At 70.0% G+C, this 19,734-nt stretch carries 18 protein-coding genes and 1 other RNA gene; 9 read left to right on the forward strand and 10 right to left on the reverse strand.

Annotated features, from left to right (window positions below; genetic code table 11):
* The 3 genes from ACTIE9_RS10765 to ACTIE9_RS10775 form a co-directional block, all read left to right on the forward strand.
* The coding region (locus ACTIE9_RS10765; protein ID WP_439565575.1) for a Nif3-like dinuclear metal center hexameric protein at positions 1 to 623 on the forward strand (623 nt) is incomplete at its 5' end.
* A gap of 67 nt (positions 624 to 690) precedes the next feature.
* Positions 691 to 1,431, forward strand: a complete 741-nt coding sequence (locus ACTIE9_RS10770) for a zinc ribbon domain-containing protein (protein ID WP_439565576.1) — start codon at positions 691 to 693, stop codon at positions 1,429 to 1,431.
* Positions 1,428 to 1,850 carry a reverse transcriptase-like protein gene (locus ACTIE9_RS10775; RefSeq protein WP_439565577.1) on the forward strand — a complete coding sequence of 141 codons (423 nt, stop codon included), beginning with the start codon at positions 1,428 to 1,430 and terminating at the stop codon, positions 1,848 to 1,850. The genes ACTIE9_RS10770 and ACTIE9_RS10775 overlap by 4 nt, the downstream gene beginning before the upstream one ends.
* A 13-nt stretch (positions 1,851 to 1,863) precedes the next feature.
* On the opposite strand, the gene ACTIE9_RS10780 is transcribed toward ACTIE9_RS10775, so the two are convergent.
* A complete protein-coding gene (locus ACTIE9_RS10780) occupies positions 1,864 to 2,547 on the reverse strand; it encodes a GAF and ANTAR domain-containing protein (protein ID WP_439565578.1) in 684 nt (227 codons plus the stop codon).
* A gap of 215 nt (positions 2,548 to 2,762) precedes the next feature.
* Here ACTIE9_RS10780 and ACTIE9_RS10785 point away from each other — a divergent pair, with 215 nt between their 5' ends.
* Both ACTIE9_RS10785 and rnpB read left to right on the forward strand, forming a co-directional pair.
* Entirely contained in the window at positions 2,763 to 3,506 is a 744-nt protein-coding gene (locus ACTIE9_RS10785; RefSeq protein WP_439565605.1) for an ANTAR domain-containing protein, read from the forward strand.
* A gap of 50 nt (positions 3,507 to 3,556) precedes the next feature.
* Positions 3,557 to 3,939, forward strand: an RNA gene (gene rnpB / locus ACTIE9_RS10790) — RNase P RNA component class A.
* Between the two features lie 16 nt (positions 3,940 to 3,955).
* Here the strand turns inward: rnpB and ACTIE9_RS10795 are convergent.
* Positions 3,956 to 5,431 (reverse strand): SDR family NAD(P)-dependent oxidoreductase, encoded by a 1,476-nt coding sequence (locus tag ACTIE9_RS10795; protein WP_439565579.1) that lies wholly within the window; start codon positions 5,429 to 5,431, stop codon positions 3,956 to 3,958.
* Positions 5,432 to 5,478: 47 nt separating this feature from the next.
* On the reverse strand, positions 5,479 to 6,219 hold the full coding sequence (locus tag ACTIE9_RS10800) for a VIT1/CCC1 transporter family protein (RefSeq protein ID WP_439565580.1): 741 nt from the start codon (positions 6,217 to 6,219) through the stop codon (positions 5,479 to 5,481).
* A 172-nt stretch (positions 6,220 to 6,391) separates the two neighbouring features.
* Between ACTIE9_RS10800 and ACTIE9_RS10805 the strand changes: the two genes are divergently transcribed.
* The gene (locus tag ACTIE9_RS10805; RefSeq protein ID WP_439565581.1) at positions 6,392 to 7,510 is read left to right on the forward strand and encodes a fatty acid desaturase family protein; all 1,119 of its coding nucleotides are present in this window, start codon (positions 6,392 to 6,394) and stop codon (positions 7,508 to 7,510) included.
* A 51-nt stretch (positions 7,511 to 7,561) separates the two neighbouring features.
* On the opposite strand, the gene ppgK is transcribed toward ACTIE9_RS10805, so the two are convergent.
* Together ppgK and map are read right to left on the reverse strand one after the other, a co-directional pair.
* Entirely contained in the window at positions 7,562 to 8,311 is a 750-nt protein-coding gene (gene ppgK, locus ACTIE9_RS10810; protein WP_439565582.1) for a polyphosphate--glucose phosphotransferase, read from the reverse strand.
* A gap of 40 nt (positions 8,312 to 8,351) precedes the next feature.
* On the reverse strand, positions 8,352 to 9,218 hold the full coding sequence (map, locus tag ACTIE9_RS10815; RefSeq protein WP_439565583.1) for a type I methionyl aminopeptidase: 867 nt from the start codon (positions 9,216 to 9,218) through the stop codon (positions 8,352 to 8,354).
* Positions 9,219 to 9,251: 33 nt separating this feature from the next.
* Here map and ACTIE9_RS10820 point away from each other — a divergent pair, with 33 nt between their 5' ends.
* On the forward strand, positions 9,252 to 9,428 hold the full coding sequence (locus tag ACTIE9_RS10820; protein WP_439565584.1) for a methionine aminopeptidase: 177 nt from the start codon (positions 9,252 to 9,254) through the stop codon (positions 9,426 to 9,428).
* Between the two features lie 3 nt (positions 9,429 to 9,431).
* Here the strand turns inward: ACTIE9_RS10820 and panB are convergent, their stop codons facing one another.
* Both panB and ACTIE9_RS10830 read right to left on the reverse strand, forming a co-directional pair.
* Positions 9,432 to 10,280, reverse strand: a complete 849-nt coding sequence (gene panB, locus ACTIE9_RS10825) for a 3-methyl-2-oxobutanoate hydroxymethyltransferase (RefSeq protein ID WP_439565585.1) — start codon at positions 10,278 to 10,280, stop codon at positions 9,432 to 9,434.
* A 10-nt stretch (positions 10,281 to 10,290) separates the two neighbouring features.
* Entirely contained in the window at positions 10,291 to 12,036 is a 1,746-nt protein-coding gene (locus ACTIE9_RS10830; protein WP_439565586.1) for an NAD+ synthase, read from the reverse strand.
* A gap of 67 nt (positions 12,037 to 12,103) precedes the next feature.
* Here ACTIE9_RS10830 and ACTIE9_RS10835 point away from each other — a divergent pair, with 67 nt between their 5' ends.
* Both ACTIE9_RS10835 and ACTIE9_RS10840 read left to right on the forward strand, forming a co-directional pair.
* Entirely contained in the window at positions 12,104 to 13,441 is a 1,338-nt protein-coding gene (locus ACTIE9_RS10835; RefSeq protein ID WP_439565606.1) for a glutamine synthetase family protein, read from the forward strand.
* A gap of 18 nt (positions 13,442 to 13,459) precedes the next feature.
* Positions 13,460 to 16,387 carry a bifunctional [glutamine synthetase] adenylyltransferase/[glutamine synthetase]-adenylyl-L-tyrosine phosphorylase gene (locus ACTIE9_RS10840; protein WP_439565587.1) on the forward strand — a complete coding sequence of 976 codons (2,928 nt, stop codon included), beginning with the start codon at positions 13,460 to 13,462 and terminating at the stop codon, positions 16,385 to 16,387.
* A gap of 106 nt (positions 16,388 to 16,493) precedes the next feature.
* Here ACTIE9_RS10840 and glnA read toward each other — a convergent pair whose 3' ends face one another.
* From glnA to lipB, 3 genes are all read right to left on the reverse strand, one after another.
* Positions 16,494 to 17,918, reverse strand: a complete 1,425-nt coding sequence (gene glnA / locus ACTIE9_RS10845; protein ID WP_439565588.1) for a type I glutamate--ammonia ligase — start codon at positions 17,916 to 17,918, stop codon at positions 16,494 to 16,496.
* Between the two features lie 149 nt (positions 17,919 to 18,067).
* The gene (lipA, locus tag ACTIE9_RS10850; RefSeq protein ID WP_439565589.1) at positions 18,068 to 19,072 is read right to left on the reverse strand and encodes a lipoyl synthase; all 1,005 of its coding nucleotides are present in this window, start codon (positions 19,070 to 19,072) and stop codon (positions 18,068 to 18,070) included.
* The gene (gene lipB, locus ACTIE9_RS10855; protein WP_439565590.1) at positions 19,069 to 19,734 is read right to left on the reverse strand and encodes a lipoyl(octanoyl) transferase LipB; all 666 of its coding nucleotides are present in this window, start codon (positions 19,732 to 19,734) and stop codon (positions 19,069 to 19,071) included. The genes lipA and lipB overlap by 4 nt, the downstream gene beginning before the upstream one ends.

Here is a 19,734-nt window from a genome sequence, read left to right on the forward strand (position 1 = left end):
CGCACCATCCGTTGCTGCTGCGCGGGGTCACGACGGTCGCGGAGTCGACTGCCAAGGGCGCGCTGCTCGCGCGGCTCATCCGCGGCGGCTGCGCGCTGATCGCCGCGCACACCAACGCCGACATCGTCGAGACGGGCACGAGCGCGCGTCTCGCCTCGCTCCTCGGACTGCACGACGCCGTGCCGATCATCGAGACGGTGCCCGGGAGGGGGCTCGGGCGGGTCGGGAGGCTGCCCGAGCCGGTGTCGCTCGGCACCCTCGCGAGGCGTCTCGCGAGCATCCTGCCGGCCACGGCCACGGGTGTGCGGGTCGCCGGCGAGTTCGACCGCACGGTGCAGACCGTCGCGGTCTGCGGAGGGGCGGGCGACTCGCTGCTCGCGGAGCCCGCCGTGCGGGCCGCCGACGTGTACGTGACGGCCGACCTGAGGCACCATCCCGCGAGCGAAGCGGTCGAGACCGCCCGGGTCTCGGGCGGACCGGCTCTGATCGATGTCTCGCACTGGGCGAGCGAGTGGCTGTGGCTCGAGACCGCCGCGGCCGAGCTGCGCGTCGCGCTTCCCGGTGTCGACGTGGTCGTGAGCGAGCTGCGGACCGACCCGTGGGACTTCGTGGTCGTACAGTAGGGGCGCCGGGAATGCCCGTGTTCCGACCTCGCACCATCGCTACCCCGAGAGACCAGGTGAGCCCCGCATGGCCCTGACCGCCAGCCCCGATGCCCAGCGCCTCCTGCTCGATGTGCAGGCGCTCGACACCACCCTGCAGCAGCTCGCTCATCGCGAGCGCTCGTTGCCGGAGCGCGCCGCCGTCGAGACGCTCAAGGCCGAGGCTGACGTCATGCGCGAGTTCGTCATCCAGCGTCGTGGCGAACTCGAGGATGCCCGCATCGAGCTCGGCCGCGTCGAGAGCGACGTCGCCGTCGTCGAGGCGCGCATCGCGCGCGACGGCGAGCGGCTGCAGGCGAGCTCGTCGGTCAAGGACATCGCGGGACTCGAGCACGAGCTGGAGTCGTTGCGCGCCCGGCTGGGCGACCTCGAGGAGATCGAGCTCTCGGTCATGGAGAAGGTCGAGGCGCTCGAGTCGGAGCTCGCTTCGGCCACCGCCTCGCTCGACGCGCACCAGCAGCAGCTGGAGCAGGCCGAGGCCGCGCGGGATGCCGCGCTCTCGGTCATCGCCGACGAGGTCGCCGCGGCCCGTTCGCAGCGGGCCGCGATCGTCGCGACCGTGCCAGCCGACCTGCTGGCCCTCTACGAGAAGCAGCGCGAGCGCTACGGCGTCGGCGCATCGCACCTGCGGGCGCGCGTCTCGAGCGCGAGCGGCGTCGAGCTCACCGGGAGCGATCTGGCGACCGTGCGGGCCGCAGCGCCCGACGCCGTGCTGCTGTGCCCCGACTCCAACGCGATCCTCGTGCGCACCGACGAGAGCGGCCTGTGACGCGCGAGCTGCTGGTCGAGGCCGACGGCGGATCGCGCGGGAACCCCGGCCCCGCGGCGGGCGGGGCCGTCGTGATCGATCCGGTGACGGGCGAGGTGCTCGCCGAGGTCGGCGTGTGGGTCGGGGTCGCGACGAACAACGTGGCCGAGTACAGCGGCATGCTCGCGGGGGTGCGGCGCGCTCTCGAGATCGAGCCCAATGCTCACCTCACCGTGCGCATGGACTCGAAGCTCGTGGTCGAGCAGATGATGGGTCGCTGGAAGATCAAGCACCCCGCGATGGCCGAGCTCGCCCACGAGGCCCGCCTGCTGCTCACCGGTACGCCGGTGCGGTTCGAGTGGGTGCCCCGATTGCAGAACTCGCGCGCCGACAAGTGCGCGAACGACGCGATGGATGCCCGCGCCTCGTTCTCGCGCTAGCGACGACCCGCGCTCAGTCGAGGTCGAGGAAGTCGAGTACGCGCTCGACGACGTCGCGCGAGACGGCGGTGATCGAGCGATCGGTCGCGATCGCGTGGGCGCGCAGCCGCGCGAAGGCCTCGCTCGTCGAGACATCGAGCTGAGCGCTGATCATGCCCGTCGCTTGATGCACCTCACGGCGCAGCCCGGGGCCAGTGTCGCGATCGGGGGTCTCGACCTCGCTCTCGGCGAGCCGCAGCGCCTCGCGCACCGCCGGAACGGTCGCCGACCGTGCGAGAGCGATCGCGCGGCTGAGGGAATCTGCGGAGAGCCCGCCAGGTCGTGTGCGGTAAAGCCCCGCGACGCCGACGGTCGCCGAGCCCATGATGAGCGGGAAGGCGAAGAGCGCGCGCACGCCGAGCCGTGCGAGCGGAGAGCCGAGCAGCGGCGTGATGCCGCTTTGGGCGACATCGGGGACGAGTCGGGGGTGGGAGTCGACCATCGCGTCGTGCAGGGGCCCGCCCCCGAGCTCCAGTTCGAGCTCGTCCCAGCGGGCCGCAACCGGGTCGGTCGCAGTCACGGTCGAGCGATGGCCGTGGCGGTCGACTATCGAGAGCAGCGCCCCGGAGACGGGAAGCTGGGTCATGAACGGTCCGCACAATCCCCACGAGTCGGGGGACCGCACGTGCTCGCCCTCGGGCGGGTGCCGCTCTGCCATGGGGTTCCCGCCTCGGTCGGCCGGCGGTTCCAGGCCGGAGAGGGCGGAGCGCGTCGGGAGGCCCAGTGTAGGGCCCCGCGCTCCGAACGGTGCCGGGCGGGCGTAGACTCGGGCCGACTCGAGCCGCAGGCAGGCGCCCGAGACGACCGTGCTCTGATCATCGCCTGGCCCAGGCGGGGCTGTGCATTCTGAGCAGAGGAATACACGTGAGCGAGATGTCTCGAGAACAGCGCGTCGCCGATGCATTTGTGCGGGTCGCCGACACCCTGACCGCCGACTTCGACATCATCGACCTGCTGCACACCCTCGTTACCGAGTGCGTCGCGCTGCTCGATGTCGATGCGGGTGGCCTCGTCATCGCCGACGAGAACGGCGACCTCCAGCTCGTCGCATCGACGAGCGAGCAGGCCCAACTCGTCGAGATCATGCAGCTCAGTGCCGGGGTCGGGCCGTGCGTCGACGCCTTCACGACCGGCTCTCCGGTCACGGTCGCCGACATCCTCCTCGACGGCGACCGTTGGCCGGCCTTCCAGGAGGCGGCGCGCACCCAAGGCTTCCGAGCGGTCTTCGCGACGCCGATGCGGCTGCGCGGCGAGGTGCTCGGTGCGATGAACCTGTTCAGCGTCGAGCCCGGCGGGCCCACCGAGGCCGACGCCGTGATCGCTCAGGCCCTGGCCGATATCGCGACCATCGGCATCCTGCAGGAGCGCAGCATCCGCGAGACCCACATCCTCAACGAGCAGCTGCAGCGCGCGCTCGAGAGCCGTGTGCTCATCGAGCAGGCCAAGGGCGTGCTCGCCGCGACAGCGTCGCTCGACATGGACGAGGCGTTCACCACCTTGCGTGACTACGCGCGAGCGCACCGCATGCCGCTTCGTGATGTCGCAGAGCAGGTGGCGGCCCGCACCCTGACGGGCATCGTCAACACCACCTCGCCGCGATCGAGAATCGAATCGTGACCGGGCCGACCGACCTTCGATCGCTCTGCGCAGTATCCTGGGGCTGCAAGTGGGCCGGCCAGACGGTCGCGTCGAGCGCACGCCCCGCGAGGGGGACGGCCTCGCCGAGGAACGTCCGGGCTCCGCAGAGCAGGGCGGTGGGTAACACCCACCCGGAGAAATCCGCGAGAACAGTGCAACAGAGAGCAGACCGCCTCCGGCCTCGGCCGGCGGTAAGGGTGAAACGGTGGTGTAAGAGACCACCAGGGGCCCGAGCGATCGGGCTCGCTGGGTAAACCTCGCCCGGAGCAAGGTCAGACAGACACCGTTGACGCGGCTCGCCGAGGTGTCGGGTAGACCGCTAGAGGGCTGCGGCAACGTAGTCCCGAGAGAGATGGCCGTCGAAGGGGAGCGATTCCTGGAACAGAACCCGGCGTATCGGCCGACCCACTTGCCTTAGCCGACCAGGGTCACCACTGCGACGGCCGGTAGTCCTTCAAGAAGACGCCGAAGAGGTCCTCGCCAGCCTCGCCGCGCACGATCGGGTCGTACACCCGCGCGGCCCCGTCGACGAGATCGAGCGGGGCGTGGAAGCCCTCCTCGGCGAGCCGCAGCTTCGTGGGGTGCGGCCGCTCGTCGGTGATCCAGCCCGTGTCGACGCTCGTCATGAGAATGCCGTCGGTCTCGAACATCTCCCGAGCGCTCGTGCGCGTCAGCATGTTCATCGCGGCCTTGGCCATGTTCGTATGCGGGTGACCGGGGCCCTTGTAGCCGCGCCCGAAGACGCCTTCCATCGCGCTCACGTTGACGACGTAGGTGCGCGCGAACGATGATGCCGCGAGCGACGGTCGCAGCCGGTCGACGAGGATGAACGGTGCGACCGAGTTGGCGAGCTGCACCTCGAGCATCTCGAGCGGCTCGACGTCGCCGACGGCCTGGGTCCAGCTGTTGACGTCGTGCAGGTCGGGCACGAGCCCGCCGGCATCGATCGCGGTGCCGTCGCGGTGCTTGGCGAGGGATGCGCTGCCGGCCGTCATGGCCGCCTGCGTCAGTTGCTCGGCCTTCGCCGCGGCCGCCGAGAGAATCGGATGGGCGGCGACCGACTCGGCGAGGGCGAGCGGGTGCGGATCCATCGTGTGGCCGAACGTCACGAGCTCGGGGAGGGGCCCGTCGGGCAGGGGGGCGAGCTCGGCCTCGATGAGCGGCTGATAGGCGCCGGGGGAGCGCCGCACGGTCTGCGCGGCGTTGTTGATGATGATGTCGAGGGGGCCGGCCGCCGCGACCGATTCGGCGAGGCCGATGACCTGGGCGGGGTCGCGCAGGTCGATGCCGACGATGCGCAGCCGGTCGATCCAGTCGGCCGCGTCGGGGAGTGCGGAGAAGCGGCGCACGGCATCCCGCGGGAACCGCGTCGTGATCGTCGTGTGGGCACCGTCGCGCAGCAGTCGCAAGGCGATGTACATGCCGATCTTCGCGCGACCACCGGTGAGCAGGGCGCGGCGTCCGGTGAGGTCGGTGCGGGCATCCCGCTTCGCGTGGTTGAGGCGCGCGCAGTCGGGGCACAGCTGGTGGTAGAAGGCGTCGACGAGCGTGTACGGCTGCTTGCAGATGTAGCACGACTGCGGGCGCGTGAGCTCGCCCGCGAACGGCGCCTCGGTCGACGAGCTGATGTCGACGCCGCGCGTCTCGTCGTCGATACGGTCGGGCGAGCCCGTCGCTGTCGCTTCGATGACGGCCTTGTCGGCCGCGAGCACTTCGGCACGCTTGGTGAGGCGACGGTGCACCTTGACAGCGCGGAACATGTGCGCGGTCGCGTGGCGCACCGCGATGAAATCAGGATGCTCATGGTCGAGCTCGTGCAACGTGCTCAGCACCCGCAGCGTCGTTGCGAGGTCGTCGGGGTCGATACCGGGGTGATCGGGCAGGTCGGGGTGGTCGGAAGGCACACGCCAGGATACCGGCCGGTCGTGGCGGGCTCCCCGCCTCCGGGCGCCTACGCGATCTGCGTGCCGAGCAGTGCGCCGATGCCGAACGTGACGGCGAGAGCGAGAGCGCCTCCGACGAGCACGCGCACGGTCGGCCGCAGCCAGGGGCTCTTGCCGAGCACGGCACCGAGGGCGCCCGTGATGCCGAGCGCCGCGAGGGTCGCGATGAAGGTGATGGGGATGCGCAGCTCGGCCGGCGGCAGCAGGATGGCGAGCATGGGCAGCACGGCGCCCGCGAGGAACGCGAGCCCCGAGGCGACCGCCGCCTGCCAGGGCTTGAGCACCTCGTTCTCGTCGATGTGTAGCTCGGCCTCGAGGTGGGCGCCGAGGGCGTCGTGCGCGGTCAGCTCCTCCGCGACGCGCTGCGCCGTCTCGGGAGTGAGCCCCTTGGACTGGTAGATGCTCGCGAGCTCGGCGAGCTCCTGCTCGGGCATCTCGGCGAGCTCGCGGCGCTCCTTCGCGATGAGGGCCGTCTGGCTGTCGCGCGCGCTCGCGACCGACACGTATTCGCCGAGGGCCATCGATATGGCACCTCCGACGACCGCAGCCGCGCCCGCGGTCACGATGGGGCCGAGCGCGCTCGTCGCCCCCGCGACGCCGACGACGACCGCGGCGACCGAGACGATGCCATCGTTGGCGCCGAGAACGCCTGCGCGCAGCTTGTTCAGCCCGTCGCTGAAGGCGCCGCGATCGTGCGGCTCACTGTCGTGCGGAGTGTGCTCGCTCGGGCCGTTCGACTGATCGCTCATGGGCCCAGTCAACTCCGGTCCCTCCCCAGCCTCAAGCAAGGCAAGCCTGCGCTATGAATCGGCCTGTCATTCCGCGTTCGGCATACACAGGTGCGTAGAGTCGGAATATCTCGCAGGCAACGGCCTGCACCTCGCGCCGGCTGGGAAGTCGCACTCCGACCCCGAAGGCCTCATGACCTCTCTCGCCTCCTCCGGTGCCGATTCCGCCACGCTCGGTGCCCTCCGCACGACGACACCGCGCGACCCGAACGCCGTGCCCCTCACGGCCTCGTACTCGGCCCTGATGCGCACCGTGCGCGACGGGGGTCTGCTCCGCCGCCGGGAGGGCTTCTACTACGCCGTCTTCGCCGGCCTGGCGGTGGCGCTCGGCGGCGTCATCACGGGCATGGTGCTGCTGGGTGACAGCTGGTTCCAGCTGCTCATGGCCGGCGCGCTGGGCATCGTGCTGACGCAGATCGCTTTCGTCACCCACGAGGCCTCGCACCGCCAGATCTTCGCCTCGGGCAAGGTCAACGACTGGGTCGGCCGCATCCTCGCCACCGCGGTCGTGGGCATCAGCTACCACTGGTGGATGCACAAGCACTCACGCCACCACGCCAAGCCCAACCAGAAGGGCGCCGACCCCGACATCGAGCAAGACACGATCGCGTTCCTGCCGGAAGATGCGGCCAAGTCACGGGGTGCCTTCGCGCTCATCACCCGCAACCAGGGCTGGCTGTTCTTCCCGCTTCTGACGCTCGAGGGCATCAACCTGCACTTCCGCTCGATCCTGAGCCTGTTCGACAAGGGCCGCGTCGAGCACCGGTTCCTCGAGCTGGGGCTCATCGCCCTGCGCCTGTCGCTCTACGTCGCGGTTCTCTTCTGGTTCCTGCCGCTCGGCATGGCCTTCGCCTTCCTGGGCGTGCAGCTCGCGGTCTTCGGGGTCTACATGGGAGCATCCTTCGCCCCCAACCACAAGGGCATGCCGATCCTCGAGAACGACACCTCGCTCGACTTCCTGCACCGCCAGATCCTCACCTCGCGCAACCTCAGGGGCGGCTGGTGGGCGACGGTGCTGTTCGGCGGCCTCAACCACCAGGTCGAGCACCACCTGTTCCCGAACATGCCGCGACCGGCACTCGGCAAGGCGCGCGAGATCGTGCGCGAGTACGCGCAGTCGATGGGCATCTCCTACACCGAGACGGGCGTGTTCCGCTCGTACGGCATCGTCATCGACTACCTGAACCGCGTCGGCCTTTCGGCCCGCGACCCGTTCGACTGCCCGCTCGTCAACCAGTTCCGCCGCAGCTAAGGCGCGAACCGACGGCCGGGACGGCCGTCGGCGCTGGCGTCGCGGCGACGGTCAGCGCGCGTGGCGTGCAGCGAGCGCCGCAGCGCCCATGATGCCGGCGTTGTTGCGCAGCACCGCGGGCACGATTGGCGTCTCGACGTCGATCAAGTGCATGAACTCGTCGTGCTGCTTCGAGACGCCGCCGCCGATGATGAAGAGGTCGGGAGAGAACAAGAACTCGACGTGGCGGTAGTAGCGGGTGAGCCGTTCAGCCCACTGAGCGAACGACAGCCCCTCGCGCTCGCGCGCCGAGTTCGCCGCCCAGTGCTCCGCGTCGTCGCCACCGAGCTCGAGGTGCCCGAGCTCTGTGTTGGGAATGAGCACACCGTCGTAGATGAACGCGCTGCCGATGCCCGTTCCGAGTGTCGTCATGATGACGAGCCCCTGCTGGTCGCGCGCGGCACCCGAGACGGCCTCGGCGTACCCGGCGGCATCCGCGTCGTTGACGAAGTGGATGTCGCGGCCGAGGGCCTCGCCGAACAGGGTGTCGGCGTCCAGCCCGATCCAGCGCTCGCTGACGTTGGCCGCCGACATGGTGCGGCCGTTGCGCACGATGGCCGGGAAGCACACGCCGATGTGCGCGACGCCGTCGGTGCCGAGCTCGCCGACGAGCTGCGCGACGGTCTCGATGATCGCCTCGGGCTCTCCGCCCTCGGGCGTGGGGTGCTTGACGCGGTCGCTGACGAGCTCGCCCGCATCCAGGTCGATGATCGCCCCCTTGATGCCGGTGCCGCCGATGTCGATTCCGATGGCGAGCGTCATGCGGTTCTCCTGTCGTTGGGGTGGCGCGTGCGGGCGGCGCTCACGGAAGGGTGAGGATGTCGGCCCCGCGCTCGGTGACCACGAGCGTGTGCTCGAACTGGGCACTGAGGGTCTTGTCTTTCGTCGTGACCGTCCAGTCGTCGGCCCACAGATCCCACGCGATGTCACCGATCGTGAGCATGGGCTCGATCGTGAAGACCATCCCGGGCTGCATGACGGTGGAGTAGTCGGGCGCGGCGTCGTAGTGCGGCACGATGAGGCCCGAGTGGAACGAGCGCCCGACGCCATGGCCGGTGAAGTCGCGCACGACGCCGTATCCGAAGCGCTGCGCGTAGGCCTCGATCGCGCGGCCGATCACGTTGATCTCGCGCCCGGGAGCGACGGCCTTGATGCCGCGGTTGAGCGCCTCCTGCGTGCGCTCGACGAGCAGCCGGGCTTCGTCGCTGGCGTCTCCGGCGATGAACGTCTTGTTGAGGTCGCCGTGCACGCCGTTCGCGTAGGCGGTGATGTCGATGTTGACGATGTCGCCCTCGGCGATGACGGTGTCGTCGGGGATGCCGTGGCAGATGACCTCGTTGAGGCTCGTGCAGCACGACTTGGGGTAGCCGCGGTAGCCGAGCGTCGAGGGGTAGGCGTCGTGGTCGAGCAGGAACTCGTGCGCGATACGGTCGAGCTCGTCGGTCGTGACGCCGGGCACGATCGCGGCGCCGACGGCGTCAACGGCCTGTGCGGCGATGCGTCCGCTGTGCCTGATGAGCTCGATCGTCTCGGCGTCGTAGACGTCGCCGCCGACGTGCGGCGCGGGCGCGGGCTTGCCGACGTACTCGGGGCGCGGGATGCTCAGCGGCACCGTGCGCTGCGGCGAGAGACGCCCGGCGACGAGGTGACCGGAGGCGTCGCGAGGCATAGGGTCGAGTCTACCGAGCGAGGGGAGCGGCCCATGGCCGAGCACGAGCAGCAGTGGTGGTACAACCACAAGACGGGTGAGGTCGAGAACGGTCCGCAGTCGCTGGGTAGTGACCGCGACGGCCCGTACGCGACCGAGGCCGACGCCCGCCGCGCGCCCGAGATCGCGCGTGAACGTGCCCGTGCCTGGGCGGCCGACGAAGAGGAGTAGCGCCTACTCGGTGCGGTCGCGCAGCGCCTGCTCGGCGCTCTCGTCGCTGTAGCTGTGCGCCTCATCGGGGTAGGCGCCCGACTCGACGTCGGCCTTGTACGCGAGAGCGGCATCCCGCAGCACCTGGCGCAGGTTCGCGTACTGCTTGACGAACTTCGGGATGCGCCCGCCGGTGAGCCCCGCCCAGTCGGTCCAGACGACGAGCTGGCCGTCGCAGTGCGGGCCGCCGCCCACGCTGATGGTCGGGATTGTGAGTTCGGCCGTGATGCGCTTCGCGACCTCGGCGGGGATCATCTCGAGAACGACGGCGAACGCGCCGGCCTCCTGCACCGCGTGGGCGTCGGCAAGCAGCTGCTCGGCGGCCTCGCCGCGGCCCTGGATGACGTGGCCGCCGAGCCCGTGCTCGCTCTGCGGCGTGAACCCGATGTGCGCCATGACCGGGATGCCCGCCGAGACGATGCGCCGGATCTGCTTGGCCGACCGCACCCCGCCCTCGAGCTTCACGGCGTGCGCCCCCGTCTCCTTCATGAACCGGAACGCGGTGTGCAGGGCTTCCTCGGGCCCGGTCTCATACGAACCGAAGGGCATGTCGGCGACCACGAGCGCGCGACTCACGCCGTTGACCACGCCGCGCGTGAGCGGGATGAGGTCGTCGATCGTGACGGGCAGCGTGGTGTCGTAGCCGAGCACGGTGTTGCCGGCCGAGTCGCCGACGAGCAGGAAGTCGATGCCCGCCTCGTCGAAGATCTGCGCGGTCAGCACGTCGTATGACGTGAGCCCCGTGATCTTGATGCCCTGCTCCTTCGCCCGAGCGAAGTGACGGGTACGAACGCGCTTCGGTGCCTCAGCCATGCCGACCACCCTAGCCGTGGAGCCCCCGCGGGGGGTGATACGTGATCGGCATCCGCCGGTCGCGGCCGAAGGCCATGCCCGAGATCTTGGGACCGATGGCACCCTGGCGCCGCTTCCATTCGGCGCGGTCGACGAGCTTCGTGACGAACCCCACCGTCTCGGCGTCGAAGCCGAGTGCGATGACGTCGTCGGTGCCGAGCTCGCGGTCGACGTAGGCCTCGAGAATCGCGTCGAGCACCTCGTACGGCGGCAGGGTGTCTTGGTCGACCTGGCCCGGGCGCAGCTCGGCGCTCGGGGGCTTGGCGATCGAGTTCTCGGGGATCGGCGGCGTCTCACCCCGCGCGATGGCGTGCTCGTTGCGCCAGCGCGCGAGTTCCCAGACGAGCAGCTTCGGCACGTCCTTGATCGGAGCGAATCCGCCCACCGAGTCGCCGTAGATCGTCGAGTAGCCCACCGAGAGCTCGGTCTTGTTGCCCGTCGTGAGCACGAGGTGCCCATGCATGTTCGACAGCCCCATGAGAATGATCGCCCGGATGCGCGCCTGCAGGTTCTCGGCGGCGACGCCGTCGAGCGCGAGCTGAGTCTCGACGGGCTGCACGAGGTCGGCGATGGGCTCGACCGAGTAATTCAGCCCGATGCGCTCGGCGAGGTCGTCGGCGTCGCTGCGCGAGTGGTCGGAGCTCCACCGCGACGGCATCGAGACGCCATAGACGTTCTCGGCTCCGATCGCGTCGGCCGCGATGGCGGCGCACACGGCTGAGTCGATGCCGCCCGAGAGACCCAGAATGACACTTCGGAAGAGGTTCTTGCGCACGTAGTCGCGCGTGCCGGTGACGAGCGCGTTCCAGAGCTGCTCCCGGTCATCGGGAAGCTCGGCGATGTCGGTGGCGAGGGGATGCTCGCTCGAGGCACCGCCGCCCGCGAGCTCGACGCGCCGCACGTTCGGGGGCAACGGGGTGTCGGTCGCGTCGGCCGCATCCACGTCGACCACTAGCAGGTGCTCGACGAACTGGGGGGCGCGGGCGAGGATTGTGCCCTTCCCGTCGACGACGACGCTGTCGCCGTCGAACACGAGGTCGTCCTGCCCCCCGACGAGGTTGACGTAGGCGACGACCGTGTCGGTCTCGATGGCGCGCCGCGTGACGAGCGGCAGCCGCACCTCGTCTTTGTCGCGTTCGAAGGGGGAGGCGTTGATGACGAGCAGCACGCCCGCATCCGACTCGAGCACGCGCCCGACGGGCCCGCCATCGCGCCACAGGTCTTCGCAGATGATGAGCGCGACGTCGACGCCCTTGAGCCGCAGCACGAGCAGCTCGTCTCCGGGGATGAACGTGCGGTACTCGTCGAAGACCCCGTAGTTGGGAAGGTGGTGCTTGGCGTAGCGCGCGACGACCCGGCCGTGCTGCAGCACGCTCGCGCAGTTCTGGGCGATCGCCGTCGGTGCGTTCGAGGTGCCCAGCAGTCGGGGCTCGTGCGGCCCGTCGGGGTGCCCGACGACGATCGGCAGGTCTCCGAGCCCTTCCCGCTGCAACCGCTGCGCGAGCAGGGGCAGGAATTCGGTGATCCTGGCGAGGAACGACGGCCGTCGCGCGAGGTCCTCGATGGGGTACCCGGTGAGCGCCATCTCGCCGACGGCGAGGATGTCGGCGCCTTGGGCGACCGCGTCGCGGGCTGCTCGCACGATCTTCTCGGCGTTGCCCGCGAGGTCTCCGACGAGGGGGTTCGACTGGGCGAGGGCCAAGCGGAGGCGGGGCATACCCGTTAGCCTAATGGCGGGATTTTGTGTCGACCGAGGGAGAGATGTGAGCACCGGAATGGGCGGCATGGACAAGCAGCGCGACTTCGTTCTTCGCACGATCGAGGAGCGCGGAGTCAAGTTCGTGCGCCTCTGGTTCACCGATGTGGTGGGCACGCTCAAGATGGTCGCCGTGGCACCCGCCGAGGTCGAGGGAGCCTTCGCCGAGGGCCTTGGCTTCGACGGCTCGGCGATCGAGGGCTTCTCGCGCGCCTACGAGGCCGACGTGCTCGCGCATCCCGATCCCACGACGTTCCAGATTCTGCCGTGGCGCGGCGAGGTCGACCCGACCGCGCGCATGTTCTGCGACATCACGACGCCCGACGGCCAGCCCGCCGCCGCCGACCCGCGCCACGTGCTCAAGCGCACGCTCGCCAAGGCCGCCGACCGCGGGTTCACGTTCTACACGCACCCCGAGATCGAGTTCTACCTGCTCAAGAGCAGCAAGTACGGCCCGAAGGGGCCCCAGCCCGTCGACGCGGCCGGCTACTTCGACAACGTGCCCGGCGGCACCGCGCACGACTTCCGCCGCCGCGCCGTGCGCATGCTCGAAGACCTCGGCATCTCGGTCGAGTTCAGCCACCACGAGGCCGGCCCGGGGCAGAACGAGATCGACCTGCGCTACGCCGACGCCCTGACGACGGCCGACAACATCATGACCTTCCGCACGGTCGTGAAAGAGGTGGCCATCGAGCAGGGCGTCTACGCCACGTTCATGCCCAAGCCTCTGGCGGCGCATCCCGGTTCGGGCATGCACACGCACCTCTCGCTCTTCGAGGGCGACACGAACGCCTTCTTCGACCCGGCCGGGCAGTACCAGCTCTCGAAGATCGGGCGCCAGTTCGTCGCGGGTCTGCTCACGCACGCGCCCGAGATCACGGCGATCACCAACCAGTTCGTCAACTCCTACAAGCGGTTGTGGACGGGCGACGAGGCCCCGAGCTATGTCACGTGGGGCCACAACAACCGCTCGGCCCTCGTGCGCGTGCCGCTCTACAAGCCCGGCAAGGGCCAGAGCGCGCGCGTCGAGTACCGCGGCATGGATTCCGCCGCGAACCCGTACCTCGCCTTCTCGCTGCTGCTCGCCGCCGGACTCAAGGGCATCGAAGAGGGCTACGAGCTGCCGCCCGAGGCCGAGAACACCGTGTGGGAGCTCAGCGAGGTCGAGCGCCGCGCCCTCGGCTACCAGCCGCTGCCCTCGAGCCTCGACCGCGCTCTGGGGCTCATGGAGGAGAGCGAGCTCGTGGCCGAGACCCTCGGCGAGCAGGTGTTCAACTACGTGCTGCTCAACAAGCGCCGCGAGTGGTCCGCCTACCGCGCGCAGGTCACGCCCTACGAGCTCGAGAGCAATCTCGAGATCCTCTAGCCCGGTGCCGGGCACACCATGACGCGAGTCCCCTCGACGCTGACCGAGCTCGCCCGACTCGGCTTCGCCGAGCTGAGCGCCGCCCGCGATTCCCTCGGCGACTTCGCCGAGCACCTCGAGGCCTTCGGGGCGGCCGCCGACCCCGATCGGGCGCTGCGGCTGCTCGTGCGGCTGCAGGAGCAGCATCCGGATGCCCTCCGCCCCGTGCTCGCCGACCCCGCGTGGGCGGCGCGCCTCATCCGGGTACTCGGCGCGAGCGAGGGGCTCGGCGAGTTCGTGCGGCGCCGGCCGGAGGAGCTCGCCGCGCTGCGGGAGCCGCTGCGGTCGCTGCCGAGCGCCGATCAATTGCGACGGTTCGTCCTCGCGGCGGTCGAGGCTGCACCGGTGGGCACGCCCGCCGACGTCGAGCGGGCCCGGACCGCCCTGCGCGTGCGGTACCGCCGCTCGCTGCTGCGCATCGTGGCCTTCGACCTCGAGCACGACGACGCCGTCGAGGCCCTGCCGCTCGTCGCCGCCGCCCTCGCCGACCTCGCGGGCGCCGCGCTCGACGCGAGCCTCGCGCTCGCCCGCGCCGCGAGCACGTTCCCGGCCGCCGACGTCGCGCGCACGCGCCTCGCGATCATCGGCATGGGTAAGGCGGGGGCGCGCGAGCTCAACTACATCAGCGACGTCGACGTCATCTACGTGGCCGAAGGGGCCGACGAGCTCGACAACGCGCGCGCCGTCGAGATCGCGACGCGCCTCGCGGCCGAGACCGCTCGAGGAATCCAGGAGCCCGGCATCGAGCCGCCGCTCTGGGAGGTCGACGCGAACCTGCGCCCGGAGGGCAAAGACGGCGCGCTCGTGCGCACGATCGAGTCGCACACGGCCTACTACGAGCGCTGGGCGAAGTCGTGGGAGTTCCAGGCACTGCTGAAGTCGCGGCCCCTCGCGGGAGACGCGGCGCTGGGGGAGCGCTACTGCGCCACCGTGCATCCCTTCGTCTGGGCGAGCTCGCAGCGCGCGGGCTTCGTTGACTCGGTGCAGCGCATGCGCGAGCGGGTCACCGAGCACATCCCTGCCGACGAGGTGGATGTTCAGCTCAAGCTCGGCCCGGGCGGGTTGCGCGACGTCGAGTTCACCATCCAGCTGCTGCAGCTCGTGCACGGCCACAGCGACGACCGCGTGCGGCAGCCGGATACGCTCGGGGCCCTCGCCGCGCTCGCCCAGCACGGCTACATCGGCCGCGAGGAGGCGGCCTCGTTCGCGCGCGACTATCGGCTGCTGCGCGTCATCGAGCATCGCGTACAGCTCGACCGCATGACGCGCACGCACCTCATGCCGCGCGATGCCGAGCGGCTGCGGGTGCTCGCGCGCGCGACGGGGCTCGCGGGCTCGGCCGCCGAGCTCACCGAGCGCTGGCAGCAGACGAAGATCGCCGTGCGCTCGCTGCACGAGAAGCTGTTCTACCGGCCGCTGCTCTCGGCCGTCGCGGCGCTGCCGGAGGAGGGGCTCGCGCTCACGAGCGGCCAGGCCGAGGCGCGGCTCTCGGCGATCGGGTTCGTCGACGCGCGCGGCGCCTTGCACCACATCGCCGCGCTCACGAGCGGGGTGTCGCGGCGCGCGCAGATCCAGCGCACCCTTCTGCCGGTCATCCTGCAGTGGCTCGCCGAGGGCGCCGACCCCGACTACGGGCTGTTGGCGTTCCGCCGGCTGAGCGACGACCTCGGCGAGACGTACTGGTTCTTGCGCATGCTCCGCGACTCGAGCGGGGCTGCCCAGCGGCTCACGAGCGTGCTCACGGCCTCGCGCTACGTAGGAGGCCTCTTCGAACGCATCCCCGAGGGTGCCGCCTGGCTCGAGAACGAGGAGGAGCTGCGGCCGCGGCCGCTCGCGGCGCTGCTCGACGAGGCCCGCGCCACGGTCGATCGCCACGACGGCGACCCCGAGGGCGCGGCGAAGGCCCTGCGCACCGCTCGCCGGAGGGAGGTGCTGCGCCTGGCCCTCGCGGGCATCCTCGACGTCATCACGGTCGAGCAGCTGGGTCGCGCGCTGAGCGATGTCACGACGACCCTGCTCACGGGCGTGCTGTCGCTCGTCCACCGCTACGGCGACGGCATCGAGTTCGCCATCATCGCGATGGGTCGCTACGGCGGCGCCGAACTCGGCTTCGGCTCTGACGCCGACGTCATGTACGTCTACCGCGACGCGGGGGCGGGGGAGCACGCCCAGGCGCGCGCCGAGCACATCGTGCACGAGCTCAAGCGGCTCACCGACGACCTGCGCCTGCCGCTCGACCTCGACATCGACCTGCGCCCCGAAGGGCGCAATGGTGCCATCGTGCGCTCGCTCGACTCGTACCGCGCCTACTACGAGCGCTGGTCGCTCACGTGGGAGGCGCAGGCCCTGCTGCGGGCGCGCGCGGTCGCGGGAGACGAGCCGCTCATGACCGACTTCACGGCCCTCGCCGACACCGTGCGGTACCCCGCGTCGCTCGCTGAGGCGGATGCCCGCGAGGTGCGGCGCATCAAGGCGCGCGTCGAGGCCGAGCGCCTGCCGCAAGCGGCCGACCCCGCGCGGCACCTCAAGCTCGGCCGCGGCTCGCTGAGCGATGTCGAGTGGTTCGTGCAGCTGCTCCAGCTGCAGCACGCCGCCGCGGTGCCCGCCCTCGCGACGACGTCGACGCTCGACGCCCTCGCGGCGGCCGTGGATGCTCGGCTCGTCGACCCCGCCGATGCCGAGCGGCTGCGCGCCGCCTGGATCATCGCCTCGCGTGCCCGCTCGGCCCTCACGCTCTGGAGCGCCAAGACTGCCGACGTGCTCCCGATCGATCGGCCGCAGCTCGAGGGGGTGGCCCGGCTCATGGGCTACGCGGCCGGGGGAGCCTCGCAGCTGGAGGAGGACTACCTGCGCACGACGCGCCTCGCCCGCACGGTGTTCGAGCGCGGCTTCTACGGCACGGTGTAGGCGCGGAGATCATCCGTCGCTGGCTCTCTCCCTTTCCGCCACACGGCGAAGGCCCCGCTCCTGAGGGAACGGGGCCTTCGTCTCGTGCTGTGGTGGCGGTACCGGACTAGACCGAGAAGTACAGCTCGTACTCGAACGGGTGCGGACGCTGCGCCGTGGGCAGGATCTCGCTCGAGCGCTTGTACTCGATCCAGGTGTCGATGAGGTCCTTGGTGAAGACCCCACCGGCGAGCAGGAACTCGTGGTCGTTCTCGAGGGCGACGAGCGCCTCCTCGAGCGAACCGGGAACCTGCGGGATGTTCTTGGCCTCCTCGGGCGGCAGCTCGTAGAGGTCCTTGTCGACGGGCTCGTGCGGCTCGATCTTGTTGAGGATGCCGTCGATGCCGGCCATGAGCTGCACCGCGAATGCGAGGTACGGATTGCCCGAGGCGTCGGGCGCGCGGAACTCGATGCGCTTGGCCTTCGGGTTGGTGCCCGTGATCGGGATGCGGATGGCCGCCGAGCGGTTACCGGCCGAGTACACCAGGTTGACCGGGGCCTCGAAGCCCTTGACCAGGCGGCGGTACGAGTTCAGCGAGGGGTTCGTGAACGCGAGCACCGCGGGCGCGTGCTTGAGCAGGCCGCCGATGTACCAGCGAGCGATGTCGCTGAGCCCGCCGTAGCCCGCCTCGTCGTAGAACAGCGGCTTGCCGTCGTTCCACAGCGACTGGTGCACGTGCATGCCCGAGCCGTTGTCGCCGAACAGGGGCTTGGGCATGAAGGTCGCGACCTTGCCCCACTCGAGCGCCGTGTTCTTGACGATGTACTTGAACTTCAGGATGTCGTCGGCTGCGGAGACCATCGTGTCGAACTTGTAGTTGATCTCGCCCTGGCCAGCGGTACCGACCTCGTGGTGGCTGCGCTCGACCTCGAGGCCGACCTCGATGAGCTTCATCACGATGTCATCGCGCATGTCGGCGTGCTGGTCGACTGGGCTCACGGGGAAGTAGCCGCCCTTGAAGGGGGTCTTGTTGGCGAGGTTGCCGCCCTCCTCAACACGACCGGTGTTCCACGCGGCTTCGCTGGAGTCGACGGAGTAGAACGAGGTGTTCTGCTTCACCTCGTAGCGCACGTCGTCGAAGATGTAGAACTCGGCCTCGGGCGCGAAGAACGCGGTGTCGGCGATGCCGGTCGAGGCGAGGAACTTCTCGGCCTTCTTCGCCACCTGGCGCGGGTCGCGGGCGTAGATCTCGCCGTTGCGCGGGTTGTAGATGTCGAACACCATGATGAGCGTGCGCTCGGTTCGGAAGGGGTCGACATACGCGGTCGACACGTCGGGGATGAGCTGCAGGTCGGACTCGTGGATCGACTGGAAGCCCCGGATCGAGGAGCCGTCGAACAGCTGGCCGACCGTGAAGAAGTCTTCATCGACGGTCGAGGCGGGGATGTTGAAGTGCTGCTGGACACCGGGGAGGTCGGTGAATCGGATGTCGAGGAACTTGACGTCCGTGTCCTTGATGAACTTCAGCACCTCGGAAGAATCACTGAACATGCGACAGATCTCCTGAGCTTGGTACCGGAAGGCTGCAGTCGCAACCCTGCTGATGACACTAGGCGCAGGGCATTTCCCGGCAGTGTCCCCATTGTTTCCGGGATGTTACGGCCGTCTCGTGCGGGCCGCCCCGGTCGACGGCGGGATGCTCAGCCGACCGCTTGCGCGAACCCTTCCGTCGTCTCGGCGAGTGCGCGCATCGACTCGGGGATCGGGCGGCCCTTGGCCACCATGGACTGCGCCCACAGGCGCCCGGCCCGGTAGCTCGAGCGCACGAGCGGGCCGGCGAGCACGCCGAGGAACCCGATCTGCTCGGCCTCGGCCTTGAGCTCGACGAACTCCTCGGGCTTCACCCAGCGGTCGATCGGGTGGTGCCGCGAGCTCGGCCGGAGGTACTGCGTGATCGTGACGATGTCGGTGCCCGCGTCGTGGAGGTCCCGCAGCGCCTGCGAGACCTCCTCGCGCGTCTCGCCCATGCCGAGGATGAGGTTCGACTTCGTGATGAGCCCGTAGTCGCGCGCCTGCGTGATGACGTCGAGCGACCGCTCGTAGCGGAAAGCCGGGCGGATGCGCTTGAAGATGCGCGGCACCGTCTCGACGTTGTGCGCGAACACCTCGGGTCGCGAGTCGAACACGACCCGCAGCAGTTCGGGGTTGCCCGAGAAATCGGTCGCGAGAAGTTCGACGCCCGTGCCGGGGTTGAGCTCGTGGATCATGCGCACCGTCTCGGCGTGCAGCCACGCGCCCTCGTCGGGCAGATCGTCGCGCGCGACCCCGGTGACGGTCGCGTAGCGCAGGTTCATCTGCACGACCGACTCGGCCACACGGCGCGGCTCGTCGCGGTCGTAGTCGGCGGGCTTTCCCGTGTCGATCTGGCAGAAGTCGCAGCGGCGCGTGCACTGGCTGCCGCCGATCAGGAACGTCGCCTCGCGGTCCTCCCAGCACTCGTAGATGTTGGGGCATCCGGCTTCCTGGCACACTGTGTGCAGGTTCTGCTCGCCGACGAGCGATCGCAGCGCCGAGTACTCGGGGCCCATCTTCGCCCGCGTCTTGATCCACTCGGGCTTCTTCTCGATGGGGGTCTGGGCGTTGCGCACCTCGAGGCGCAGCAGCTTGCGGCCGTCGGCCGGGTGGGTGGCGGGTGTCGCGGTCATGCGGGTACTCCTTCGGGAGTCGACGTGCGCACGCCGACCATGTCGTGGACGAGCGGGCCGAAATGGCGCTCGATGAGGGGGATGACCTCCGCGGGTGTCACCGTGCGTCCGAGTTCGCGGCTCACCGAGGTCACCCCCGCGTCGGCGAGGCCGCACGCGACGATCGCCTCGTAGGCGTCGAAGTCGTTGGAGCAGTTGAGGGCGAAGCCATGCATGCTCACGCCCTGGGCCACGCGGATGCCGATCGCGGCGATCTTGTCGGTGCCGCGCATCCACACCCCGCTGCGTCCGGTGACGCGCCCGGCGCCCTCGACGCCGAGATCAGCGAGCACCGCGATGAGCATGCCTTCGAGGCACCTCACGTAGCGCACCACATCGACCGGGTCGGCGAGGCGGATGATCGGATACCCGACGAGCTGGCCCGGCCCGTGCCAGGTGATCTTTCCGCCGCGATCGACCTCGATCACCGGGGTGCCGTCGACAGGCCGCTCGTGAGGCTCGGTGCGCTTGCCCGCCGTGTAGACGCTCTCGTGCTCGAGGAGCATCACGGTGTCTGGCGCCCGGCCCTCGGCGACGGCGACGTGCAGGGCACGCTGCTGCTCGAGACCCGACAAGTACGGCACGGAGTTGGCGCTTAGCCCCGTGACGACGTAGTCGATCAC

Origin of the sequence: Microcella sp., from assembly GCF_051860105.1 — a bacterium.
Lineage (GTDB): Bacteria > Actinomycetota > Actinomycetes > Actinomycetales > Microbacteriaceae > Microcella.